The organism is Brasilonema sennae CENA114 (assembly GCF_006968745.1).
In the GTDB taxonomy this organism is placed as follows: Bacteria; Cyanobacteriota; Cyanobacteriia; order Cyanobacteriales; family Nostocaceae; genus Brasilonema; species Brasilonema sennae.
Genome location: NZ_CP030119.1, coordinates 14626 through 36045 on the forward strand (window position 1 = coordinate 14626; position 21420 = coordinate 36045).

16 protein-coding genes and 2 pseudogenes are annotated in these 21420 nt (G+C 39.7%); 5 read left to right on the forward strand and 13 right to left on the reverse strand.

Translation table 11 applies throughout. The annotated features are described in order from the left end of the window. Positions 1 to 115 precede the first annotated feature (115 nt). The gene (locus DP114_RS32445; protein WP_169266208.1) at positions 116 to 865 is read left to right on the forward strand and encodes a response regulator transcription factor; all 750 of its coding nucleotides are present in this window, start codon (positions 116 to 118) and stop codon (positions 863 to 865) included. A 4-nt stretch (positions 866 to 869) separates the two neighbouring features. Here DP114_RS32445 and DP114_RS32450 read toward each other — a convergent pair whose 3' ends face one another. The 7 genes and pseudogenes from DP114_RS32450 to DP114_RS32475 all read right to left on the reverse strand — a co-directional run bounded on the left by DP114_RS32450 (position 870) and on the right by DP114_RS32475 (position 6945). Then, positions 870 to 1526, reverse strand: a complete 657-nt coding sequence (locus DP114_RS32450; protein ID WP_169266207.1) for a DUF6753 family protein — start codon at positions 1524 to 1526, stop codon at positions 870 to 872. 319 nt (positions 1527 to 1845) lie between these two features. Further along, a complete protein-coding gene (locus DP114_RS32455; RefSeq protein ID WP_169266206.1) occupies positions 1846 to 2652 on the reverse strand; it encodes a hypothetical protein in 807 nt (268 codons plus the stop codon). 5 nt (positions 2653 to 2657) lie between these two features. Continuing rightward, the gene (locus DP114_RS32460; RefSeq protein ID WP_246163631.1) at positions 2658 to 3542 is read right to left on the reverse strand and encodes a P-loop NTPase family protein; all 885 of its coding nucleotides are present in this window, start codon (positions 3540 to 3542) and stop codon (positions 2658 to 2660) included. A 731-nt stretch (positions 3543 to 4273) separates the two neighbouring features. Then, positions 4274 to 4399 (reverse strand): hypothetical protein, encoded by a 126-nt coding sequence (locus DP114_RS35920; protein ID WP_256379425.1) that lies wholly within the window; start codon positions 4397 to 4399, stop codon positions 4274 to 4276. 334 nt (positions 4400 to 4733) lie between these two features. Continuing rightward, positions 4734 to 6177, reverse strand: a protein-coding gene (locus DP114_RS32465) for an IS5 family transposase (protein ID WP_169266205.1) whose coding sequence is annotated in 2 segments (ribosomal slippage) — positions 4734 to 5945 and positions 5947 to 6177 — 1443 coding nt in all. Because the reading frame shifts where the segments join, the coding sequence is not laid out codon by codon here. A 188-nt stretch (positions 6178 to 6365) separates the two neighbouring features. Then, positions 6366 to 6497: pseudogene (locus tag DP114_RS32470) on the reverse strand (MerR family transcriptional regulator); the annotation flags it as partial. 46 nt (positions 6498 to 6543) lie between these two features. After that, positions 6544 to 6945, reverse strand: a complete 402-nt coding sequence (locus tag DP114_RS32475; RefSeq protein ID WP_169266203.1) for a helix-turn-helix transcriptional regulator — start codon at positions 6943 to 6945, stop codon at positions 6544 to 6546. 142 nt (positions 6946 to 7087) lie between these two features. Between DP114_RS32475 and DP114_RS32480 the strand changes: the two genes are divergently transcribed. The 4 genes from DP114_RS32480 (at position 7088) to DP114_RS32495 (ending at position 14690) form a co-directional block, all read left to right on the forward strand. Then, positions 7088 to 8170 carry a ParB/RepB/Spo0J family partition protein gene (locus tag DP114_RS32480; protein ID WP_169266202.1) on the forward strand — a complete coding sequence of 361 codons (1083 nt, stop codon included), beginning with the start codon at positions 7088 to 7090 and terminating at the stop codon, positions 8168 to 8170. A 174-nt stretch (positions 8171 to 8344) separates the two neighbouring features. Then, positions 8345 to 9889: a helix-turn-helix domain-containing protein gene (locus tag DP114_RS32485; protein ID WP_169266201.1), complete on the forward strand. Its 1545-nt coding sequence runs from the start codon at positions 8345 to 8347 to the stop codon at positions 9887 to 9889. Between the two features lie 460 nt (positions 9890 to 10349). Further along, positions 10350 to 10490: a hypothetical protein gene (locus tag DP114_RS32490; protein ID WP_169266200.1), complete on the forward strand. Its 141-nt coding sequence runs from the start codon at positions 10350 to 10352 to the stop codon at positions 10488 to 10490. Between the two features lie 522 nt (positions 10491 to 11012). Further along, on the forward strand, positions 11013 to 14690 hold the full coding sequence (locus DP114_RS32495) for a beta-propeller domain-containing protein (protein WP_169266199.1): 3678 nt from the start codon (positions 11013 to 11015) through the stop codon (positions 14688 to 14690). Positions 14691 to 14886: 196 nt separating this feature from the next. On the opposite strand, the pseudogene DP114_RS36470 reads toward DP114_RS32495, so the two are convergent. The 6 genes and pseudogenes from DP114_RS36470 to DP114_RS32530 form a co-directional block, all read right to left on the reverse strand. Next, positions 14887 to 15630 (reverse strand): annotated as a pseudogene (locus tag DP114_RS36470) (restriction endonuclease subunit R). 252 nt (positions 15631 to 15882) lie between these two features. Next, positions 15883 to 16347, reverse strand: a complete 465-nt coding sequence (locus tag DP114_RS32510; protein WP_169267288.1) for a hypothetical protein — start codon at positions 16345 to 16347, stop codon at positions 15883 to 15885. 124 nt (positions 16348 to 16471) lie between these two features. Then, positions 16472 to 17929: a hypothetical protein gene (locus tag DP114_RS32515; RefSeq protein WP_169267289.1), complete on the reverse strand. Its 1458-nt coding sequence runs from the start codon at positions 17927 to 17929 to the stop codon at positions 16472 to 16474. Positions 17930 to 18150: 221 nt separating this feature from the next. Next, positions 18151 to 18630, reverse strand: coding sequence for an AAA family ATPase (locus DP114_RS32520; RefSeq protein WP_169267290.1), 480 nt, complete (start codon positions 18628 to 18630; stop codon positions 18151 to 18153). Between the two features lie 33 nt (positions 18631 to 18663). Then, a complete protein-coding gene (locus DP114_RS32525) occupies positions 18664 to 19104 on the reverse strand; it encodes a hypothetical protein (RefSeq protein ID WP_246163633.1) in 441 nt (146 codons plus the stop codon). Between the two features lie 7 nt (positions 19105 to 19111). Then, positions 19112 to 21289, reverse strand: coding sequence for a DNA translocase FtsK (locus DP114_RS32530; protein WP_169267292.1), 2178 nt, complete (start codon positions 21287 to 21289; stop codon positions 19112 to 19114). Positions 21290 to 21420: the final 131 nt, after the last annotated feature.

The following is a 21420-nucleotide window of genomic DNA, read 5'->3' on the forward strand; positions in this document are numbered from 1 at the left end:
TATAAATAAACTAATTTTATCGCTATTAATTATGTATAAATATTACCAAATTGAGGCATCAACGTGAAAGTAATGTTAGAAAGATTATCACGGTGTTATCCAAAAACTTTATAACATGAAACTTATCAAAACTGTCATAATAGAAGACCAGAATATATTTAGACTTGGTTTAAAAACTATACTAGAAGAAAGCAACAAAATTAAGGTATGTGGAGAAACAGGATACGGAAAAGAAGCTCTAAGTGTCATTCAAAATACAGAGCCAGACGTGGTCATTGTGGATATTGGACTACCTGACATCAGTGGAGTACAAGTAGTTGAAGAAATCAGAAAAGTCTACTCAAACAGAATTAAAACCATTGTGACAACAGGAAGTTGTGAGAAAAAGATAGTCAAAGAAATATTTAAAAAAGGAGCAACTTCTTTTTACAACAAAAACAATGTCGAAAGTAAAATTATTGAAGCTGTCATAACCACCTACAAAGGTGAATCTTGGATTGATAGCACAATACACACAATTGTAGCACAAGCAATGTGGGAGCCTAACACTAAAGATACTCCCGGAAATATGATAACAAAACGAGAGTGTGAAGTCCTAAAATTACTAGCCAAAGGACTAACCTATGAGGAAATGGCTAACAAACTCTGCCTGGAAATTAGTACTGTACGTTCGCACGCTCACCGAATAATCAGTAAGCTCGATAAACCAGAAAAAGACGAAAAACATAGGCCCACTAGAGGAAAAGCTGTATGTGAAGCTTTAAAACTAGGAATACTCTGCCCAGAAGACTTAACCGAAGAAGTCTACAAAGAAGCGAAAGAATTCGTTCCCGATTACAAGAAGCGCGAATTTTTTGCTGCGTAATCACCTATTTCTTAGTCTTAGCGTTAATTATACAGCCACCTGGGTTCTTACCCTGACGACAGGTTTGAATAATGCCAGCATTATCGGTATAAATCTGTCGGGCATCACGTCCTTCTTTTGATTTAGCCCATTCTAAAAGTTTAGCGTCTTCAGGCTTAAAATTTGTCACAGCAGAAGATTTAGCAGCAGATTGCGATGCTATAGCCATACTAAAAGTCAAAGCCCCTATAGCTGCACCTAACGCCAGGACGCAACCAAAAACAAAACTAATAGTCGCTAAATTAAAGTTATTGACATCAGACAAACCTAACCTAACAAGAATACCTTTCTCACTTTTGAGAGGAGTAGACTTTTGAGTATTCCTTACCAACTCTTCAGCGGCTTTAGCTATTGCAGCCTGCTGCTGAATAATCGCCACTTCAGCCGCATGACTTAATTTGTTATCAACCTTGAGCGTCCAGCCACCTATCACAGTATCAAGCTTGGCAGGTAGCTGCATAATCGCATATTGAGTGGTACCAATCTGTGCCCATAATTTAAACAAAGGGTCCGATGGCTTCATACCCGACTTGGCCATCAACTCTTCTATATACTCTTTCTCTTTCTCTAATTGCTCTTTATTAGAAATATCATCTATGGAAATATTTTTAGTATCGGTCATAAAATTGTCAATGAAAAGGAATCAGAATGTCAGCTAGGAACTCAGAATTACTCCACCCACAAGAACCCCTATCCCCAGAGGGGACCCCGAGTCCCCCAACACCTTGCCATGACTAGGTTTCGTCTTAACGAGCGTGCCAGTCGGGTCTTAAACCCACCTATTCATCCACCCTTCGGGTATGCCTGAGCCTTCGGCACAGCTTCGCTCTCACGGCACGTCTTCGACGTTAGCGTTCAGCGTCTGGTGGAGGAGATACGCAGTCGCGCCCGAGAGCGGGAGACAAGGACTGCGCCGTGCTGTCTCACCAGTCGCACAGGAATCATTCTGACTCCTGGCTCCTGACTTCTGAATTCTTTTTTGATAAACTGGCTTCTTGCTGAGTTAATTCAGTACAGTCTCTTTTCAAGCCTAAATATACTAGAGCAACCTTGTGATCCATAACAGTATCATGAAAATTCTCCATCCAATTAAATACCACCGAGCGATATAATACTTGCATATCTGACTCGGTGGTGATCGCCATCTTGTAAGGTAAATTTGTATCTTCTAAGTCTTGATAAATATAATCTTCAAGCTTAGGCAATATCAGTTCTACTCCCCCTAAGTTATTAATATCTTCCTGGATGTGAGTTCCGTCATAGTACTTAAAAAAATTACTAAAATGTTGATTTTTGACTACTAAATAATCTCCACGATTCCCAAAAATATGATAGAGCGATTGCAAGTATTCTACACAATCTCTGCGGTTGGAAATAGGATGAATAAAAGTAGCACGATAGCCTAAGGAATTCAAATTCTCTAAAAAATATATTTCCTTCTCAAATCGAAAAAAATCCAAGAGATTCTGACCTGGCATATCAGTCAATGCCAAATCAATTTCTGAAAACATCTCCAGTTCGTTTAATAAAAGGTCAGAATCACCTCTATTCAGTCCTAAATGCCTAATATTAAAGCCTAACTTGTCATAGACCGATAGCTTATTAGACAAGTCACCAGGACGGTAACCGTGGTAAAAAGCACGAATATTTAAATCATGCTTCTTATATAATTCCAATAACAATCTAGAAACTGTAGACTTACCAACACGTGAATCACCAATCGTAATGATAAATCGTCTTCTAAACATATAGCTTATGTAGCATCTTGAGCTTTCTCGTCTACGGCATCTTTCTCGCCTTCATCTTCTTTCACAGTATGTGAAAATCCTGACGGCAATTTTTCGCAATTAAAACCCAGCAAGTCATGAGCTGGCTTTAAATATTCTTCAAACTCATCCAACCACGACTTAACTCTTGCCCTGACAGCAATAAGAGAACCAAAATCTTTAGAAGAAGCCTGCCTGAAAGTTAAATCATTTTCATCAATAAAATCATAACAATAATCAATTAAATCAGGCATTAAGACTTCTACTAAACCTTGGTCAAGTAAGGTTTTACGAATAGGAGATGAAGTATAACGACCAAATTTTTCTTGTTCTCCAAAAAATAGGTTTTTAACAACTACATAATCAACTTTGTTGTCACAATAACTATGTAAAGCCTTTAAAATGTTTACAGAGTCACGAAGTCGATTAATAACCGATACCATAGTAACTCTGTAGCCAAGTTCATCTGCCAGCGTCTCAAAGAAAGATAACTCTTTCACAAATAATTCAAAAACTCCGCCCGATTGAGCTGGTAAATCAAGTAAAACTAATGGGAAAGTTTCTGCTTCTAAATCCATTAATAATTGGTCTGCTTTTCCTCTCTCAAAAACATTAATACAACGGACTAAGCCTAGGTTGAATTTTTCATGATGTCGGCGTAATTGATTATTACGCTGGTCAGCATCATAAGCAATACAAAAAAGATTTTTATCAATATAAAGTTGAAGCAAACCTCGTGCAAAAGTACTCTTACCAACACCACCTTTATCACCAGTAACAATTACAAGTCTCTTTGTTTTCTCTTTCTCCTGTTGTTGTTGATTATCTTGATGTTGTTGATTGTCCTGATGTTGTTGATGATTATCAGACATAGGTTTATTCCTTTTAATATTAATACGAGACATATTTAAGAAGCCTTTAAAGAAAATCTTCTCTGAAAGTTAACAATTAATTGAGACAGGCATATTTCAAGCTTTGGCATTGAAATATGCTATCACTTCACAAGACTTCCGTCCTTACACAAACTGTAAGAATTTAGGAGTCAGAATGCTTGTCAAATCAAGAATTGAAACGATAGATATTTTGTGGAAATCATCACCCCAATAGCTGGAAGCTTTGTTTATTCACCGATTCTAGATTCTGAATTCTTACAAAACACTTCCTTCCAACACTCGAATTAAGGAAATGGAAAAATTTCTCGTGTAGTAAAAACCAATTGCTAAATTCGGAATATAAATACTAATCGTCAGCCATAAGTCAAGATAGTTTGCTCAGAAACTACCCTCAGTATCTCAATCCAAACTAGAAAGGAAAACAGATTAATATTTAATTTACTTTCCAACTTTAGTATGAAATGTAAATTAAATAATACTTTATAGATATATAAAATTGTTTTTAAATATCAAATATTAAGTCATTTTTATAAAAAGTGTAATGATAAATAAACTATTAAACTAACTATATTCATTCTTAGCAATTTTCGGAAATGTCTAATAAGGTAACCGTTCAGGGGGGAGTGCCCTTGACGATACCCATTGCCTAATTAGTCGGTGAAACCCAGATATTATATGAATATGAACCCATGTAGATTGAGGCATATTGTTCAAGGCGATCGCTGACCAAGATGAACCCATGCAGATTGAAGAATATAGTCAACACCCCCAGGACTGCTTATCCTCCTTGCGGAAGTTACTTGACTCCCGCTAGATTTTTGCTGCTCGTCACTCATTGATTACCTTTGGAAGTAAAGAAGAAGAATCTTGACCAACGCGTGCGGAGGCAATAGCTTGTGTCATAAACTCCAAAACATTACGACGCTCGTACCTTAGGGTAGTAACCACAGTCATCATTCGCGCAAAAAAAGTACTACCAGCTTGTGTTTGCGTGCCAAAGCTGGTACGTCGCCATATGACAGCAGGACGAATAGCTGGACGAGACTCGACAATAAATAGGGCTTGCTGAAAAAGTCATGAAAAGGCAACAGAAGAATTGACCAAGTAGTCAGACAAGAGCAAATATAAGCTTTTGTTGTCTAAAATGACTCGAAGCATCATTTTCACTAATCAAATCAGTGAAAAAAGACGTGATTTTGAAAGTAGGCATAAAAAGACACAAAAAACCCGTGCAAGCAGGGTAGAAAGATTCATAACTAAAAAAGAAATAGCAATAGAAGTTAAAGAAGTATGAGGAAGTTTAGCCATGACTCTACCAAGGCTAAATCTTCGTTTACCTTGTCCAAACTTACCCTCAATACAATTACGAATCCTTTCGTCTTCTAAAGCTTGTTTCTTTGTTTGTGGACTGACATTTTTGGGTGGTCTTCCCAACGGGGGTCCACTAATTCTAATTCCTCTTTCTTTACACCAAGCTTGATTCTCTCTCGTGCGATAAATTTGATCAACATGAACGGATTCAGGATAATATCCGGTGTAGCTTTTGTAGGCTTCAACTTGTGATTTTAAATCTTTTGATTCGTTAAAATTATCCCAGCTAATATGCTCCAAAAATACATAGCCTTCATAGCAACTGGCTGAAAATTTTGCCCCAAACTCGACATTTTTTCCTGCTTTTCCACGGACAATCGGACGAATATGTGGTTGGCTTAAACTGACGATGCGGTCTTCTATACTCTGTTTTTTATTTTCATATAGCCATAATTGTTGACGATAAATTTCTGCTACTACTAGCAATATCTTATATTGGCTGTTGCTCAAATTTACAAGTGATGCACCCAAATCTATCAACTGCTGAATATGAGCGAAATTTCTTTTCATATATTGCAGTTGTCGTTTGATAGCTTTCCTTCTTTCTTTAATGGTTGGTTTTCTTTTTTTTGCGACTGCTAAATAATTCTTTCTTGCTATCTTCCTATAGGTTCTTGGTTTCTTTATTTTTTTGACTTTCAGGGAGGTATATAAAATATCTATAATTGTTTCTGTTTGCTTTCTGGCTTGATTTAATAATCCGAAATCGGTAGGATAACTTATATCTGCTGGTGCACAACTGGCATCTAATATTAACTTTCCCCGATTTGGAAGCTCCGGCTCACTTTTTGAATCTTCGGTTTCTGACTTTTTTTCTTTGACTACCTCCTCTTTTGTTTCCCTTGCCTGTTTGACTATTTCTTGATTGATTTTATTGACTACGTTTATATCTATTCTTTCTCTAAAGTGAACTAGCATTGAAGCGTCAAATGGTGCTTTCTTACTATAGACTGACATTCCTATAAAGTATTGCAGATAAGGATTCTCCCTTATTTGCTCTACTGTTTCTCGCTTCCCTTATTCCTAATTTTTCTTTGATTATTAATGCTCCCAATGCTATCCTAAATGTTTTAGCTGGTGCCCCTATTTCTTCTGAAAACATCGCTGCGTATTCCGCTTCAAATTCTGACCACGGTATCATTTTCGCCATGATTACCCAGCGGTTATCTGATGCTAGTTGACCCCCAAAGGGTAGTTCAAAGTTTTCTGGGGGTGTTTCTTGTTCTTGCGCTTTGCGATACATTTTCACGCATCCTGGTGCAAGGCTTTTTACCTATCTTACCCTTTTTTCTTGCACCTGCTTCACCTTTTTTCCCCTGACACTCTTTATTCATCTAGGTTTTACATTTATTCAGCAAGCCCTAAATAATTGCATTTACAGGAACACTTTCTTCTTTCAGGTTCTTTACTTGCGCTAAATGCAATTCCTTAGTAAATCCGCTGATTTCCCAGAGTTCTTTCTGGTATTACTCGATTCTCGCTTTCCCATCTCCGTAGTGTAGACGTAGAAACGCCAAGCAGTTTTGCAAACTCCCCTACCTTCCACATCAAAAACTTACTCATACTAAACAAGTATAAGTAAGTTTAACAAAGTTTTTAGCTATTTAATTTAGCTCTTGGCAGCCATCATCTCCATCGTCTCTAACGCTACCTTAGCCACTTGAACAGCAGCCTGAAACGGCAGCATCCGCACCTCTTCTAAAAGCTGCTGAACAGAGCGCGATTGCTGTTGAAGCTCACCATCATTCACACGGTTTACATCTTCATCTGCAACGCTTGATCTCTGTTGTTCTCCTTCTAGATAGACTTGTAGCTGCAACAGGGTCCATCCCTTCAGTTCAGCAATCCTTTCCAGATTATTATCATCAGGCCAAGTGCGCTCTTTCTCCCAATACTGTACAGCCTGATTACTGACACCAAGCAGCTTGGCAAAACTGCGTTGACTTCTTTCACCTCGCAGTTCTTTGAGTAACTCAGCCAACCTTTGTCTTGATGTCTCTCCTACTTGCATCTTCCATACCTCTATCTACTACAAAAATATCACAAATTTTTCCTGAAAACAAATTTTTTACTTGACAAATTGACACTTGACAATAAATAGTAAAATAAAACACGTTAAATAAAACACAGAGTATTAATGAAGTTAGAAGTCAATGTCCACTAGTGAGCAAATTGAAATTCAAGAAGTATCCCTCAATCTTTTAACCCCTCATCCATACTACTTCAGGATTTATGGTGCAAATGAAGATGTATCAGACTTGGTGGAACTTATAGCTGAAAGGAACTGGGTAGAGCCGCTTGTTGTAACTCCAGATTACGTGATTGTTTCAGATCACAGACCTTGGAAGGTGTGTCAAATACTGGGCAAAGATTGTATCCCTGTAGTTTTCAGACAGTTTCCAGACGAGATTGCCCTACTCAAAGCACTACTGCTAGAAAATGCCAGTCGTAAGAAGACCATAGAGCAGAGAATCAAAGAGGGTATGGCTTGGGAATCAATAGAAAAACATAAGGCAAAGCAAAGGCAAGGAAGGCGGACAGACTTGACCAACATTCCGGAAACTTTTCCGGAATGTTCAACAGGAGACTCGCGTGATGCAATCGGTTCACGGATTGGTCTTTCTGGAAGATCCTACTCAAAAGGACGTTCGGTCGTTAAGCGTATCGATTCTTTACTTCAAGAAGGCAACGAGAAGAGGGTCCAGTTTTTGCTGTCAGTTTTGAATAAGAGTATCGATGCTGCCCAGAAGCTACTTCAAATGAGCGTTGCAGAGCAAAATGCGATCGCACAGTTGATAGAGAAAGGCAAAGCTCGCAGCACTACCACAGCCATCCGTATGCTGTGTGAGCAGAGTCAACCAACAGTGCAGGTAAAAACACAGTCCTGTTGGAACTGCCAACATCGATTAGAGTCGATAGACAACCAAAGTATTTACTGCAATAAGTTCGGCATCCTCAACCTGATATACAAATCAGGGGATGAACGTGGTCGAGAGTGCCCAGAGTGGAGAGACAGAACCTCACCACCAGCACCATTGAAAAACCCCACCTGCACGTTCCAAGTCTTACTACCGCTTGAGTGGCAAAACCGACTAGAAGAAACGGCAGCATCAGTCGGCATGGATGCAACTACCTGGATTACTAACCTGATTGGGGCTAGTTTGTATGAAAGCTTGGACTGTCAACAACCCACCACTGATGCTCCGCATACAGTAGGGGCGCTATCAAAGCCCTAGTTGACCCGACGCCTTTTAGGAGCCTAACTTAGGCAAGGTTAAAGAACCTACCAAGAGAAAATACATTTCGGTTTTCAAACTGGTGACATCGTTAAAGCGGTTGTCAGAACTGGCAAGAAGGTAAAGGTACTTACGTTGGTAAAGTGGCAATTCGTTTAGAGCAGGACAAGGTTAATGTCAATAGGGGATAATAAAAAGGATACCAACCCTCAATCTGCATCCTACGAGGTGGAAATTACAGGGTTAAACTTACCGCAGGTGGCTTTTGCCTCCAAGCAGTTCAGGAAACCCAGAAACCTACCTCCAACAAAACCACCGCTATTCACTCACAAGCAGTATGAGATGACCGCAACTAGCGCACCGATTATCAGTGCAACGAGCGCATACCTCAAGCATCCTGACTGGAACGAGTACAGTAATGGTCGCTTTTACTTTCAGAAACCATTCGGAAAAGGGCGCTACATTGAGTTTTACATCCTCAACCAGCAATCGCATCACCCGGAATACATCTGCAACCAAGCTGAACATGAAATTCTCGCTCGATACGGTGTGATGGCAGCACGACTCCATGCGGTGTTTGCAACTTATGCAGCAATGCAGACGGAACCTTGGAAGGAGCCGTTTGTTCTCAAAGGTAGTGAGTTAATTAAGACACTACAAGTTTACAAAACTAAAAAACTGACCAAATCACAAAAACTGAAAGCAATCACTGATTTAGCCTTGGTTGTTGGGACTCTTGGTGCAGTCATCCATTGGTATGAAGGGGAATTAAACCTGTGCGTTAAAGAGCGTAGTCTACTTTGGGTGGTGAGTGTGCAGGAATACGGTCAGCTAAATCTACAGGGTGAGGTGGAATCTCCTTGTGAAGTTGTCATCCGGGTGCAACCAGGTCTTTGGACTTATAACTTCCTTAACCTTAAAGGTGAGCGGGAGAGGAGATCGTTGTATCAGTACGGACTTATACCGAAGCAGATATTCAATATAGATCCACATCGCCAGAAGTTAGCGGCTAGCTTATGCTTGTATATAATTCAGAATAGCCGCGCCCACAAGAGTGGTGTATACACAATCGAGAATTTATTGAGTAAAGTATTACCCGCAGAAGAAATAGAACGGGCAATTGCAGACCGTAGATATGGATGGAAATTGAAAGAATCCGTAGACAACGCTCTACTGGTTTTACGAGATACCCCTGGTTTCAAAATTGAGTTTGATGACAAAACTTATCCTCAATGGCTAAGACCTGTTTGGAATTTGCCAGACGATTTAGCTGAGATACCCACAAAGGAAAGGAACCAGCGCCTTTTAGGGTCAAAGTGGCTCCCTGACCACTACATTGTGAATCACTGGTTTCCAGCATTGGTAATTTTTAAACTGCCAGCCACTATACAAGAACACTTGGACGAATTAGCAACCCATAAAGCTGAGACAGGTCAAAGGATTACTAGGCGTAAAGCCAGAAAATCTGACAAGTTGCTTAATGCTAATCAAGGTGACTCCGACTCTGAGTTCTTACAGAATAAAACTGACCAATCAGTAGCTCTAACTGGGGCTATAGTACAGCAAACAAGGAAAGCCATTCGGATGAGCCAGACAGAACTCGCCCACGCTATGGGTAAAAGTCAAAGTTGGGTGCGTGATATTGAGAACAAGCTGAAAGACCAGGTGATTAAGCCAAAATACGCTCTTAAACTCAAAACTATACTCAGCATATCATAAATATAATGTTGTATTTAATACAAAGCCTGTAGATTGCACTGTGGGCTTTGTTTTTTTGTCGAAACACTAATCCTAGGGGATGGAAAAATTGTGCTTTAGTAGTTTTTGTTTACCAATCGATGCTGACAGTAAAAGCGATTGGGCTACCATAAGTCCACAAGACAGGCTACTTTGTATGCCTGCAGCACGCTGCTTTCAACACGTAGTGTGCGCTTGCGCTTACGAAAAATTATGGAAGGGGCAATAAAGCTAGGGAGTTGATTTTGTAGGAAATGCTCCCAAAACTTTTCAGGCAGTTTTTGTGTCGTCAGCTGAGGCAGAAAATAAGGTTTTTCTTTTGGAGAGCTTAGATTGACCTTCATACTTGCTCAGAGCAAGCCTCAACGTCCAAAAACTGGACTGTTTCCAACGCCTGTTTGATAACTCACTAGATAACAAAAGTTCAGCTGATTTTCTCGCCGTGACATTAACACCCCCTCACCATGACATTGAAGAAGAACTCAGTTGTCAGAACGCAGAACGGGCTAGCGCTCCGCTAACAGAATCACTTTCGTTGGGGATTGGAACCCCAACAGTTATGTCGCCAACGCCAGATCCGTAGGTCGGGAAAACGCGCTTGTGCTCTACTTGGGGAGCCACTGCGTTGGACGGGTTTCCCGGCTTGAAGCAAGTGGCGTGAGACCCCAAGACCGCACTGGCTCCCCTCATTAAGTACTGGCTGCCCTGTAGACGGTGGGGATTTAAACCCCAAGACGAGTCAATGCCAGATACCTACGGAGGGAGACCCTCCTGCAGTACTGGCTCCCCAGTCGTACAGAAGTTCATTCTGAGTTCTGACTCCTGAGTTCTGTTAGCGCAGTGAGGCGCAACCTGTTCTTTTTGTTAACACCCCCTCGCCGTGACATTAACACCCCCTCGCCGTGACATTAACACCCCCTCACCGTGACAAAAGATTTTTAAAATGCTTGATTTTATTAGGGTTACAGCTATTAGTACTTGCCTGATCATTTTTGATCATTTTTGATCGGTTAGTAGTTTTTTAGTAAAAAAAACCAGGGTGGTACTGTAAGGACGCATACAAATTTCGGGTGTGGCAGCATCGAACTCCACACAACAAAAGTCCATGAAACGCCTGTACACTTCCAAACGCCATCCCTGTCCCATCTGCGGTAACAATCACGGCTGCGCCATCCATGCCAATGGCTTAATTGAGTGCTTGCGGAGTTTTAACCAACAGGATGCACCAGCTGGCTATCGTTTCATCAAGCTGCTGCGTAACGATATGGGCGGTTTGTTTGTGAAGGACGATGGCAGTGACTACTCACTAGAATTGGGGCTAAAATTTCGACAGCAACGCTACTCAGTCAATGGTAAAGTCAAAAAGCGGTTAAGTGTAGAGGAACATGATCACCTGTTCCGATTACTGTTACAAAAAACCGTAACAACTCTGAGTACTCAACACTCCTCACATCTCCAACAAAGAAGACAATTAAGTACTGAAGAAATTAACTGGTTAAAAGTATTAGGTTGGCTAAGAACCTGGGAACCAGGTTTGTATGCCCCAATTGGAATAACCGCTGACCTCCCCGGTATATCTCCTGATAGTAAACTATTAGGAATAGAGGGGATAGCTCTAGCAGCCCTCGATCCCGACTTTCAGATCACTGGCTTTCAAATTGCCACTTTACGTACTAACCCCAAATACATCTGGCTAAGTGGTAACAACCAAGGGGGAACCGGACCACAATTACCAAATGGAGAACTACCGCTATTTTGCTGGAAACACCCCGATGCCAAAAAGGTGAAAATAGTAATTCTCTGCGAAGGAGCACTCAAGTCACTATTGACAGCTACTTTCCTATGGCGTTCTGGGCAAACTGATGTCGCTGTCATCGGTACAGCAAGTGCTGCTCACTACGGTGAGAAAACCCTGAAAGATTACCTGAAACGATTACGTCCTAAAGAAATTCGGCTTATGCCCGATGCAGGGACACTACTCAATCCCCATATTGCTAAAGCATCGGAGCAAACCCTACAACGCTGCTGTAAATGGAGATATCGGTTGACTGTGGGTAATTGGGGACAATTAGAAACCAAAGAACACCCGGATATCGACGAATTACTCGCAGCTGGTCGTCAAAATGAAATTAAACTGATTACCACTGCTGCTTACTTTAACCATTGCCATATCCATAACCAAATCAGGAAGCTACTCAAACAGAATTCATTCCATCAAGTAGAGGACAAGGTAATTGAGTTACAGCCCCTGGAACACTCCATAGACAACCTGGATTTCATTCGCCAGTATGCCACAGGTATTGAATACTGTCGCAAAGGTGGATATCAGGTAGTCGTAGTTTGGAACGATACAACCATCACACCAGAAGATTTCTTTGCTCTGTGTTCAGAAGAAGTCCAGAAAGCTCTTGCTGATGTAAACAAAGAGTGGGGAATGCTCTACAAACTTAAGCTTTGGTTCGGGCGGATGGTAGAGCGTTATCGACCGAAAAACGGTTTTGGCAACTCATATTCTGCACAACGAACAGTTAAGAAAAGTTTGGAGAAGGAAGAAAATGCCAGTACAATTGAGTACAAACCAGGAAAATTACCCAGATGGGGTGATTTTGAACATCCACCCAGAATTGTCTTTAAGAAAGGTCAACGGTTACAAGTTTACTCTGAAGCGATCGCTGCTGGATGGAAACATATCTTAGACAAAAGTCCCACTGGAACATTCAAAAGCCATGATGTAGGAATTGCTACTCCAGACGCTTTAGGAGTTGACAAGCTATGGTATTTTACTCTTCATGCTAGAAACGTTACCACAGATACTGTCGAGCACAATTATAAATATTTGGACGTTCGCAATGGCGGGATGGTGTGGGACTCTACACCCAATGGAAAACAATATCTCAGATGGCCCAAAAATAGAGAAATTCCTGACACAACTGGTAACTGCCATCGCAGTTCTGTCTTTACAGCCTTACAGAACAAGAATATCTCAATTTACTCAGGTGTAGATAATCCTGTTTGCACTACTTGCCATTTACTCGAAGCTTGTCGTTCGAGTACGGGTGCTGGGTTTGGATATCGGTTTTTACGACGAGAGACTTTGAAGTCCGACCGTATCCGCGCACATCCTGATAGTGCTCCCGATACTGATAACTTCGACTGGTCAAGTTGTGGTATCATTTGGGATGAAGCAATGCGGACAGTGCAACCTATTAGTGCGATCGCCTCCAGCGTTCAAGACTTAGACCAGGTCATAGCAAAATTAACTGTTTATCATCCAGAAATTAATATAAAGTTACAGTCAGTGTGGATGGTACTACGCCAATGCCTGACAGGGGAAGTTAAACAACCTCACTATGGCTGGAATGATGCTGCAGTTCGGGAGATGCTTGGTGAACCACCAGATAATTTGGATGAAATCATTGCTGTAGCAATGGAGGTTTTAGATCCCGACTTGGAATCACTTTTTAATACAACCAAGGAGTATTCGGTAAACCTCAGTGATTTGCCTGGGACATTACGAAAACGTTTTAACAATAAGAACTTTGAACTAATACAGAAAATTCAACAAGATTTTTCTATGTATTGGTTTATACCCTTTATGCAAGTATGGGATCAACGAATTCCTGGTGCTTTGCGCCTTTCTCAAGGTCAGTTACTGATTTCAACTCGTAATGAAAGATACTCATTAATAGCATCAGGTGCTGCATGGAACATTTATTTAGATGCGACAGCTGATGTTGAGTATTTATCTTGGTGGATGGGTATTTCAGCCGAAGAGATTTTAACAATTGAACAAGAAGTACCAATCAGCAAGAATCTAAAAATCGTTCAAATAACGGGACTAGGACAAGTTTCTAAAAATCGCAGTTCACATTGCCAAAACAGAGTCAATGCACTCCGCCAGGAGTTACTGGTACGTCATCCTAATATAAAATTCATTGATTTTGTGAAGTTCTGTGAAGAAGGTGATGGTGGATGGTTCAGAGATAGTCGAGGCTCAAATGATTTTCAACAGGTGACTGTCTTAGCGAGTTTCGGTATTCCCTACCAAAATATCGGCTCTTTAGAAGCGCTTTATCTTACTTTACGTAAAAACAATTTGACTTCCAAAGAAATTTCTGATTCGCAAGGGTTTCATTGCTTTGTAGATTGGGCAACACAAGCTGAGATTAAGCAGGGTATAGGACGTTTACGAGCGCACAATCGAACGCAAGAACAACTTTACTTCTACTTCTGTGCTGACTATGACCTTAGCTTTCTAGAGCAGGAAGTAGAGTGTGTTAATGCTGCTGATATTACCATTGAAGCTGGTTCATTAGATGAAAAATCTTGGTGGAAAATCAAGCAATCCGTTAAGGAACTTTGGGAGACGGGACAAAAAGTTACTCAATCAACAGTTGAGGCTGTTTCCGGTATTAGCCAGGGTTACATCTCTAAGTTAGCGAGCGAATTTGGTGGGAATTGGAAACAGTGGCTAAAAATATTCCTATCGCTATTAGAGACTGATAATAGCGATAGGAATAATTTGGAATCCCAGTCATGTGCTTTAAGGGAAGAAGCTAATTCAGTTGGATGTGATGTCACACCGTTGTTGACGAATGACAAATCTCATGTTGGTTTGTTGTCCCAGATATGTTCTTGGTATAAAAATTTAGATGAGCAGTACTCGAAATGGATTTTAGAAACGACTAGCTTGAAAGTACAGGTGAGAATTATTACTGCTTTACTTTCGATATTACCATTACCGTGGCATCAAGAGTTTTTCGGGCAGATCACTGGCGTGTGATACGTTGGGTGAGCATGGGACTGGCTGGAATCTGATAGCTTGCTGCCGCGTTGCCATAGCTGATTCGACATCCCTTGGTACGAACTTTAACGCTTAGAGATAACGGCTACTCTTGCTTAAGGAGTGGTCTGGGGTAGTCCGTATTACTACGGTTTGTTACGGTCTATACCGTTTTGGTAACTACCTTGTTCCAAATTTATTGCTCGCTGCGAGCCAATTGACTAATGCACTTCAGTATACGTAGGACATTATATAATTCGTTTCCTCTGTTGCGTACATCAAAAATATCTGAAGTGGCATAGCGAGGCGGATTGCCTTTGACGAGTTTAATGAATATAAAACTGCCACCAGATGTAATCATGCCAAAAACTTCTTCCTGTGATTGGGGAACGGCTAGCATATACGCTAAAATCTGGTCAAGTCCTGCCTCTACAGAATAAGCCACCTGTTTTGACTCAATAACTGTCACGGGGTCTTACACGTAAAAATTCTGCCAGCCTTGGTAAGATTTATCTGGAAGCCCCCACGTTTACGCGTGGTAATAAGGCTGGCAGAATTTTAGGGGACAATGCGTCACCCAGAATTTCTGATTGAGAAGTAAGAAGTCAATTCGTCCTTTAATAATGGAAAGTTTATCAATAGTTTCAATTTCGACAGATTTCTCTAATTTGATGTGAAAAGGAGGCAGATAGAACTTGCCAATGAATAGCAGTGGCGATAAAACAATGGTATTAACCGTGTTTTCTAATAATGGCAGATAATTCCGTAAATTGATGTAACCTGCTTTCACTTGGTCTAATAGCTGCTTTTCTTGCTCTGTCAGTTCTGGTAATTCGTCTTGCCACTCACGAAAAAATTCCTCAGAATCAACTAACTCTAATCCATAAAGTGATATGAGTTTCTCAAGAGTAATATTTTCTGCCTGAAGAGTTTGAACCATAAGTCAATCTAGTTGATCAAGGTTTTTTGCAGATGAATTGAGACAAGATTTCATAATTGGGGAATTATCAACCACCAATTGATTTCGGTAATTATCTATTGGTAAGTACAATTGATTTTAACAAAATTATGACTGATAAGATTGACACTACAAATGCCTAATGGTTTATTTCATATCTCAATCAAGAATTAACTGACAGAATTTTACCCACAATTATCGGGGTTACCAAACTCATGTGCTAATGGACGCAATCTACAAAAATTCAACAATTTGACTAGAATTAACAGACAAAGTTAGCAAGTAGTCAACTAGCCTTTCTTTCTCACCACTATTCACATAAACAGAATAGCCATGAATAGAGGCTTTAGAACAGAAAGTACGTAACTTCCTCAAGCTAAATTGCATTAACTTCTGCTTTTCCTGAATAGTATTTACTGTTGGTATCTCTTGAGAATCAAATAACTCCCTCTCTTGAGTAAATTCATCCATTTGCAGGTTTCTCTCGTCATCTAGTTGAGTATCTTTTTGAAAAGTTAACTGTAGATTTGAATAAAAATCTTCAGTCGGTTCTTGAATGAGTTCTTCCAAAAAAGATTTGGAAGTCCCTACTACTTCACTAGTAGGAGTATGAAAAAGCCAGCAAATAAATGAAAAAATGACTCCAAACAGGTAAAGATTAAACAGTAGAGCATAAGCAAAGTTAACTAGTTCAGTCATGTCAGTTTCTCCAAATAGTTAATTGGGTAGATTCTGTAGAGATTAGCTACCCAGTAGTGGGGCGAAACCGCCCCGTACTGAGTGCCACATCTACAAATTTCCAACTATCTATGAAGAAGGGAAATTATATTAAGTCAACAAGATTTTCAGACACTTGAGGTGGAGATATTGGATGGAAAAGATTAGGAGAAATTCTGGGTGGAGAAATCTCGCGTCTATTACCACGTAAATAGTTAACAAGAGAAACCAAGTCGTAATTATACCGAAGTTCGCGCGGGCAATCACAGTCGTATGGGTCAATTGGTTGACCGTTAAACTTAAAGAAATAGTTAACACCAGTAGAACACTTGTGGACAACTATTCTATTTCTATCCACGCGCACATCGGCACCATACAAATCTTGATTCAATTCCCTAATTTTGTCTAGGTGACTGTAATCCTCATGAACTATTTCTCGGTATTTAAAGTGATTGACATACCGGCGCAGATGAGCATCTGAACATAATTCAGATAATTGATCTGACCAAGAGAACCTAAATCCATCAAAATCAAACTGAAATCTACGACCAGAATAACTATCTTTGACAACAATATAGTCATCCATTTTAAAAACTTCGACATCAGCCAAACCTTCATTAAGGCTAGCAATAATATCTGGGTTTTCATACTCACGCAGCACTATCCCGTCTAAGAGTTTTTTATCAGGACAATCTGTTCCTTCCCACCCAAAAGGATGCATTCCACAGACTACTCTGTTAGCACCATGAAGGTAAGAACAACCCTTGCAGGAATCCAAACAAGCATTTCTAAATTGTCCGCTAGATTTTGCCCAGTAAAAACTATTATGAAGCCGAAAATATTCCTCCAACGCTTCTTTTGGTAAAAATTGACGTGAATGGAAATACTTTCCTACCAGGTTTTCTCTTTCTGGATAGCTAGCTTCAAAAAGGACAGTCAGTTTTTGAATTTGATAGTCATCAAGTTTAACAGAAACAATTTCTTCTTTGAAGTCAGACTTTGTACCGCAATGCGAACTCAAACGACAAAGATGTAATCCGTGTAAGGTAGGATGACCTTTGATTTGAGTTACATAATAGGTGTAAGTGACATTTCGCCGCCAAGTATATTCAACTCCTTCTGAATTAGTTTTCTCATCTTCTTCTTCACAATAGTCCAAACCAAATAATTCATTTTCTTCCTCCTCTTCTTCCTCTGAATCATCTTCATCAAGTGATTCATCAGAATTATAGAAATTAATTGCAATTATCCGGTTTGAAGACCTATTTTTTTTCTCCTCTTCCAACTCTTTATTGGTTGTACTCAATACCAAACTACCAACAGCAACAGCAGAAACAGTACCAACTAAACCAAATAAACCAGTTGCAGTTGCAAGAGCAGTTATATCCTTGTAAGCAGGCTTATTTTCTACCCCCACCCCGGCATCCGCCAAGAATGTCAACCCAACTGAAGCCGGTAAAACCAATCCTACTGAAGCAAGCATTGCTAGTAGAGAAGCCACTCCTAAACAAGAATTTATTTCTTGTAATCGATGTACAACCTGTGTCTTGAATTTGTCTTTCATAATTTCCCCTTTTGCGATTTTAACCGTTAGCTGCTAATGGCAACCCCGGCATTGGGGATTAGGGCATAGACTACTCTAAAAAGACTTACTACTCTACTGCTTTCAGCATTAATGGCACTCAGCATATTGAAACCACTCACCTGATGTTCGAGTTCAGCCGTCTTTATAAAGCCTTACCCAGGAACAGTAGCAGGCATCGAACCTGCTTAAAACCCGTATGTTTACTGTCCAAAAGTCCAAGTATTATTTTCGTTTAATTCCAATTCTTCAAAGCATTTAGTAAAACTTGGGAAATGGAAATATCTTAGCGGCATCCGAGAGATTAATAATAAAGAGAAATTGTCTAGTTCAGCTAACTGTTGTAATTTGAATAAGTCATAACTTAAAGTTTCACTAACAGAGTGCAGTCTATCAAAGTTATCTATCACTAGTAACTTCTGAAACCCATCAGATAGTTGACTTACAATATTTTGCCAATCCTGCTGATAGTACAAACCTAGACTAATAGGAATAACGTCAAATAAGTTATCCACGCTAAAAGGATATTCAAGGTTAAGATAAACGGACTCTAGGTTAATGTCTTTGAGCAAGCAGTTTCTAACAGTAAAAGTCTTACCAATACCCTGCTTACCCCACAGGTGAATATTCTTGCCTGCATTTATCTTCTCAATCAACAAACTGTAATCTTGAAAACGTAACATGACTGTTATCGGAAAATTAACTGTATATCTTAACTAAAGTGACATTAAATATGTAACTGATTGACTGTGTTTTTCTAAGCTATTTCTGGAAAATTGATTAGAAACAATAAAATTATCTAATAAAAAATCAGGTGATTGTGATAATCGCAGTAGCACACCGTCATCACCATTACTGCGATGATAGTAATGAACGACAGGTGATTTGATAACTGTCAAGTTATCGTTACGAATTGCTCGTCCTGCCACTAAACCATCCATAATAAATTTGGCAGCAGCAGCAACATTATCACTATCTCGTCCAAAGTTTTTCAGATACCAATGAAATTCAACCCATACAGCACTATCCAAACAAAATCCACAATTCTGAACGAATTTACCGATTAAGTTTGTCCAATACTTCTTAAGTTCAGCACTTGCTTGCCAACCAGAACGTGCTTGATTAATGATTTCGTTCATACTAGGTGGTAAAGGCATTGTTAATTCATATATCATCTCCCTCACCTCCTTGCAAACTATTTAAAAACCCCTCAACAACGTTTCTAAATTTTTTATACGATCTACCATCATGACGCGATAAATTAAAAACAGCTTTTACAATCTCATCAAGTTGATAACCCTTTTGATGCAAATTCAAAATAGAGTTTCTAGCTGAATCATCAAGCTGTACATTAAAACTAAAACTACCTTCAAAATCAGTCTTGAATTGCTTAGTTTTAGTAACAGCAGTGGCTTTAGATTTACCTCTGTCATGACTACTACCCTCACCAGACAAACTAGCGACAAATTCATCGAAATCTAGTCCAGACTCCCATGCAGTATAGGAGTCATCTTGGTTTTTGGCATCTATTAGCAACTGCTTGAAGTATTCAGGATCTTCATCATCAGCAACATACAACGCCTGGAGTCGCACCACCTCAGTCGTTTTGTACAAGAAATCCCCATATCCCAGCAAGTAAACTGCACGCTTGTCTTTATCGTCCCCAAGGATAATACAACTATCTTCAGGACGAGTTGTAACAAAGGCGGTCTTGGCAGGAAAGTTTGAGCGAATCAAAGGGTCAATGACGTTCTTGTCAGGACGCTGTGTGTACAATAGGACATGAATACCTGCACCACCAGCTTTTGCAAGCAACTTCATCAGCGCACCCTCAATGCGATCGCAGTAATTATCATCCGAAAGCAAATCAAAACACTCGTCAATCAAACACACAATTCGCGGCATGATAATACCAGATGCAAACCGCAAGTTGTACTGCGCGATTGTTTCAATACTGCTGTGGCGTTCAAACTCCTGGTAGCGCAATTCCATCTCCTCAACCAGGTAATCAAGCAAGTTAGCAGTAGATTCTGCATCACGCGCAACTGGGGCAACAAGATGAGGTAGCCCATCAAATTTACCAAACGTCACACGTTTAACATCCGAAAGCGCTAACTGAACAAGCGAAGGGGGATACCGTCGCACTAAATATAGGATTGCTGCTTTCTCAAACTGTGACTTTCCACCCCGAGTTCGCCCACCGCCCAGAATATGGGTGACGTTATCGCTATACAGGGGAATTTCAACATAGGTACCATCAACATCAACACCACCGGGGATGGATACCGAATGAATATCAGGTTCGCCGTCAAAGGTAATATAGTCACGGAAATAAGCAAACTGTCTGTCTAACCTGGGTATATCAAATACCACCCCTCCGGGCACAACACTCACCATTGGCGCAACTTTCAAGTCCAATTCTTCACCAAGCTGTTGTACTAAGTCATTGCCAATGTCTTCTACTTTCTTGTAAGAAACACCCCGTCCCAGTTTTACTTTAATGCGGTTGAATGTTGGACCAGTTTTGGCATCAACATACTTAGCATTGATACTAAAATCTTCCAGGGTATCAACTAATAATTTTCCTGCTTGTTCCATTGTGGAAATCTGTGAATGGATAATTTCATGAGTAGAAGTCTTACTCTCTAAAGATTTCGGTTCGTTAATTGTTGAGCCATCTCCTGTAAGTTGTAAATTTATTGATTGACCTGTAACACGTGCAACAAGCACTGCAGTTCGGTAACAATACTTCTTGATAAAATAATCTCTAGTTTTATTAGCTAAATCTGTAAAAATATGAATTGGTTTATGACTTAAAAAAAGCTTGTAGAGGTTCTCTTGAACCACTTCATAGCCAATCTGTTTTAGATAAATATTTTTGAGAGAGTCAATATATTGAAATAAATCTTCAACAGAAGAAGAATCTGCTATTTGAACAGCCTTTTGGTGTATGTTACTTTGCTCCCACTGTGATGGAACACGATTGACATGGATATATTCAAGTGCATACCGGACAAACTCATACTGGTTTAAAGTACAGTATTCTGCACATATTGATAAAATTTCTTCATCACTGGTACCTATCATCACTGATGAGTATATTACCTGAAATAAAAACTCTAAATCAAATTCAATAACCGAACGGGATAGTTTCGTTTTAAAATCCATCTGCTGTAGAACAGTTTCAGCATAATCAACCATTGATGAAGATAAAGCTTCGCGTACATGCACTATAATCTCTTCATTGCTCAAACCATCTTGTTTTGCTTGGACAATTGCAGTTAATACTTTTTGTTTTTGAGAATCAATATTACTATGATTGGGATTAGGTAGCACTAACATTTGAATTGACAATGATTACGAAAAATTATGTACCAAACTAAAAAATAAAGATAAATCAAAAGCTGAACGCTATCTTATAGTCAGTCATCTAATACCAATTCTCTGTAAACTTGCACTAAATATTTACCTCT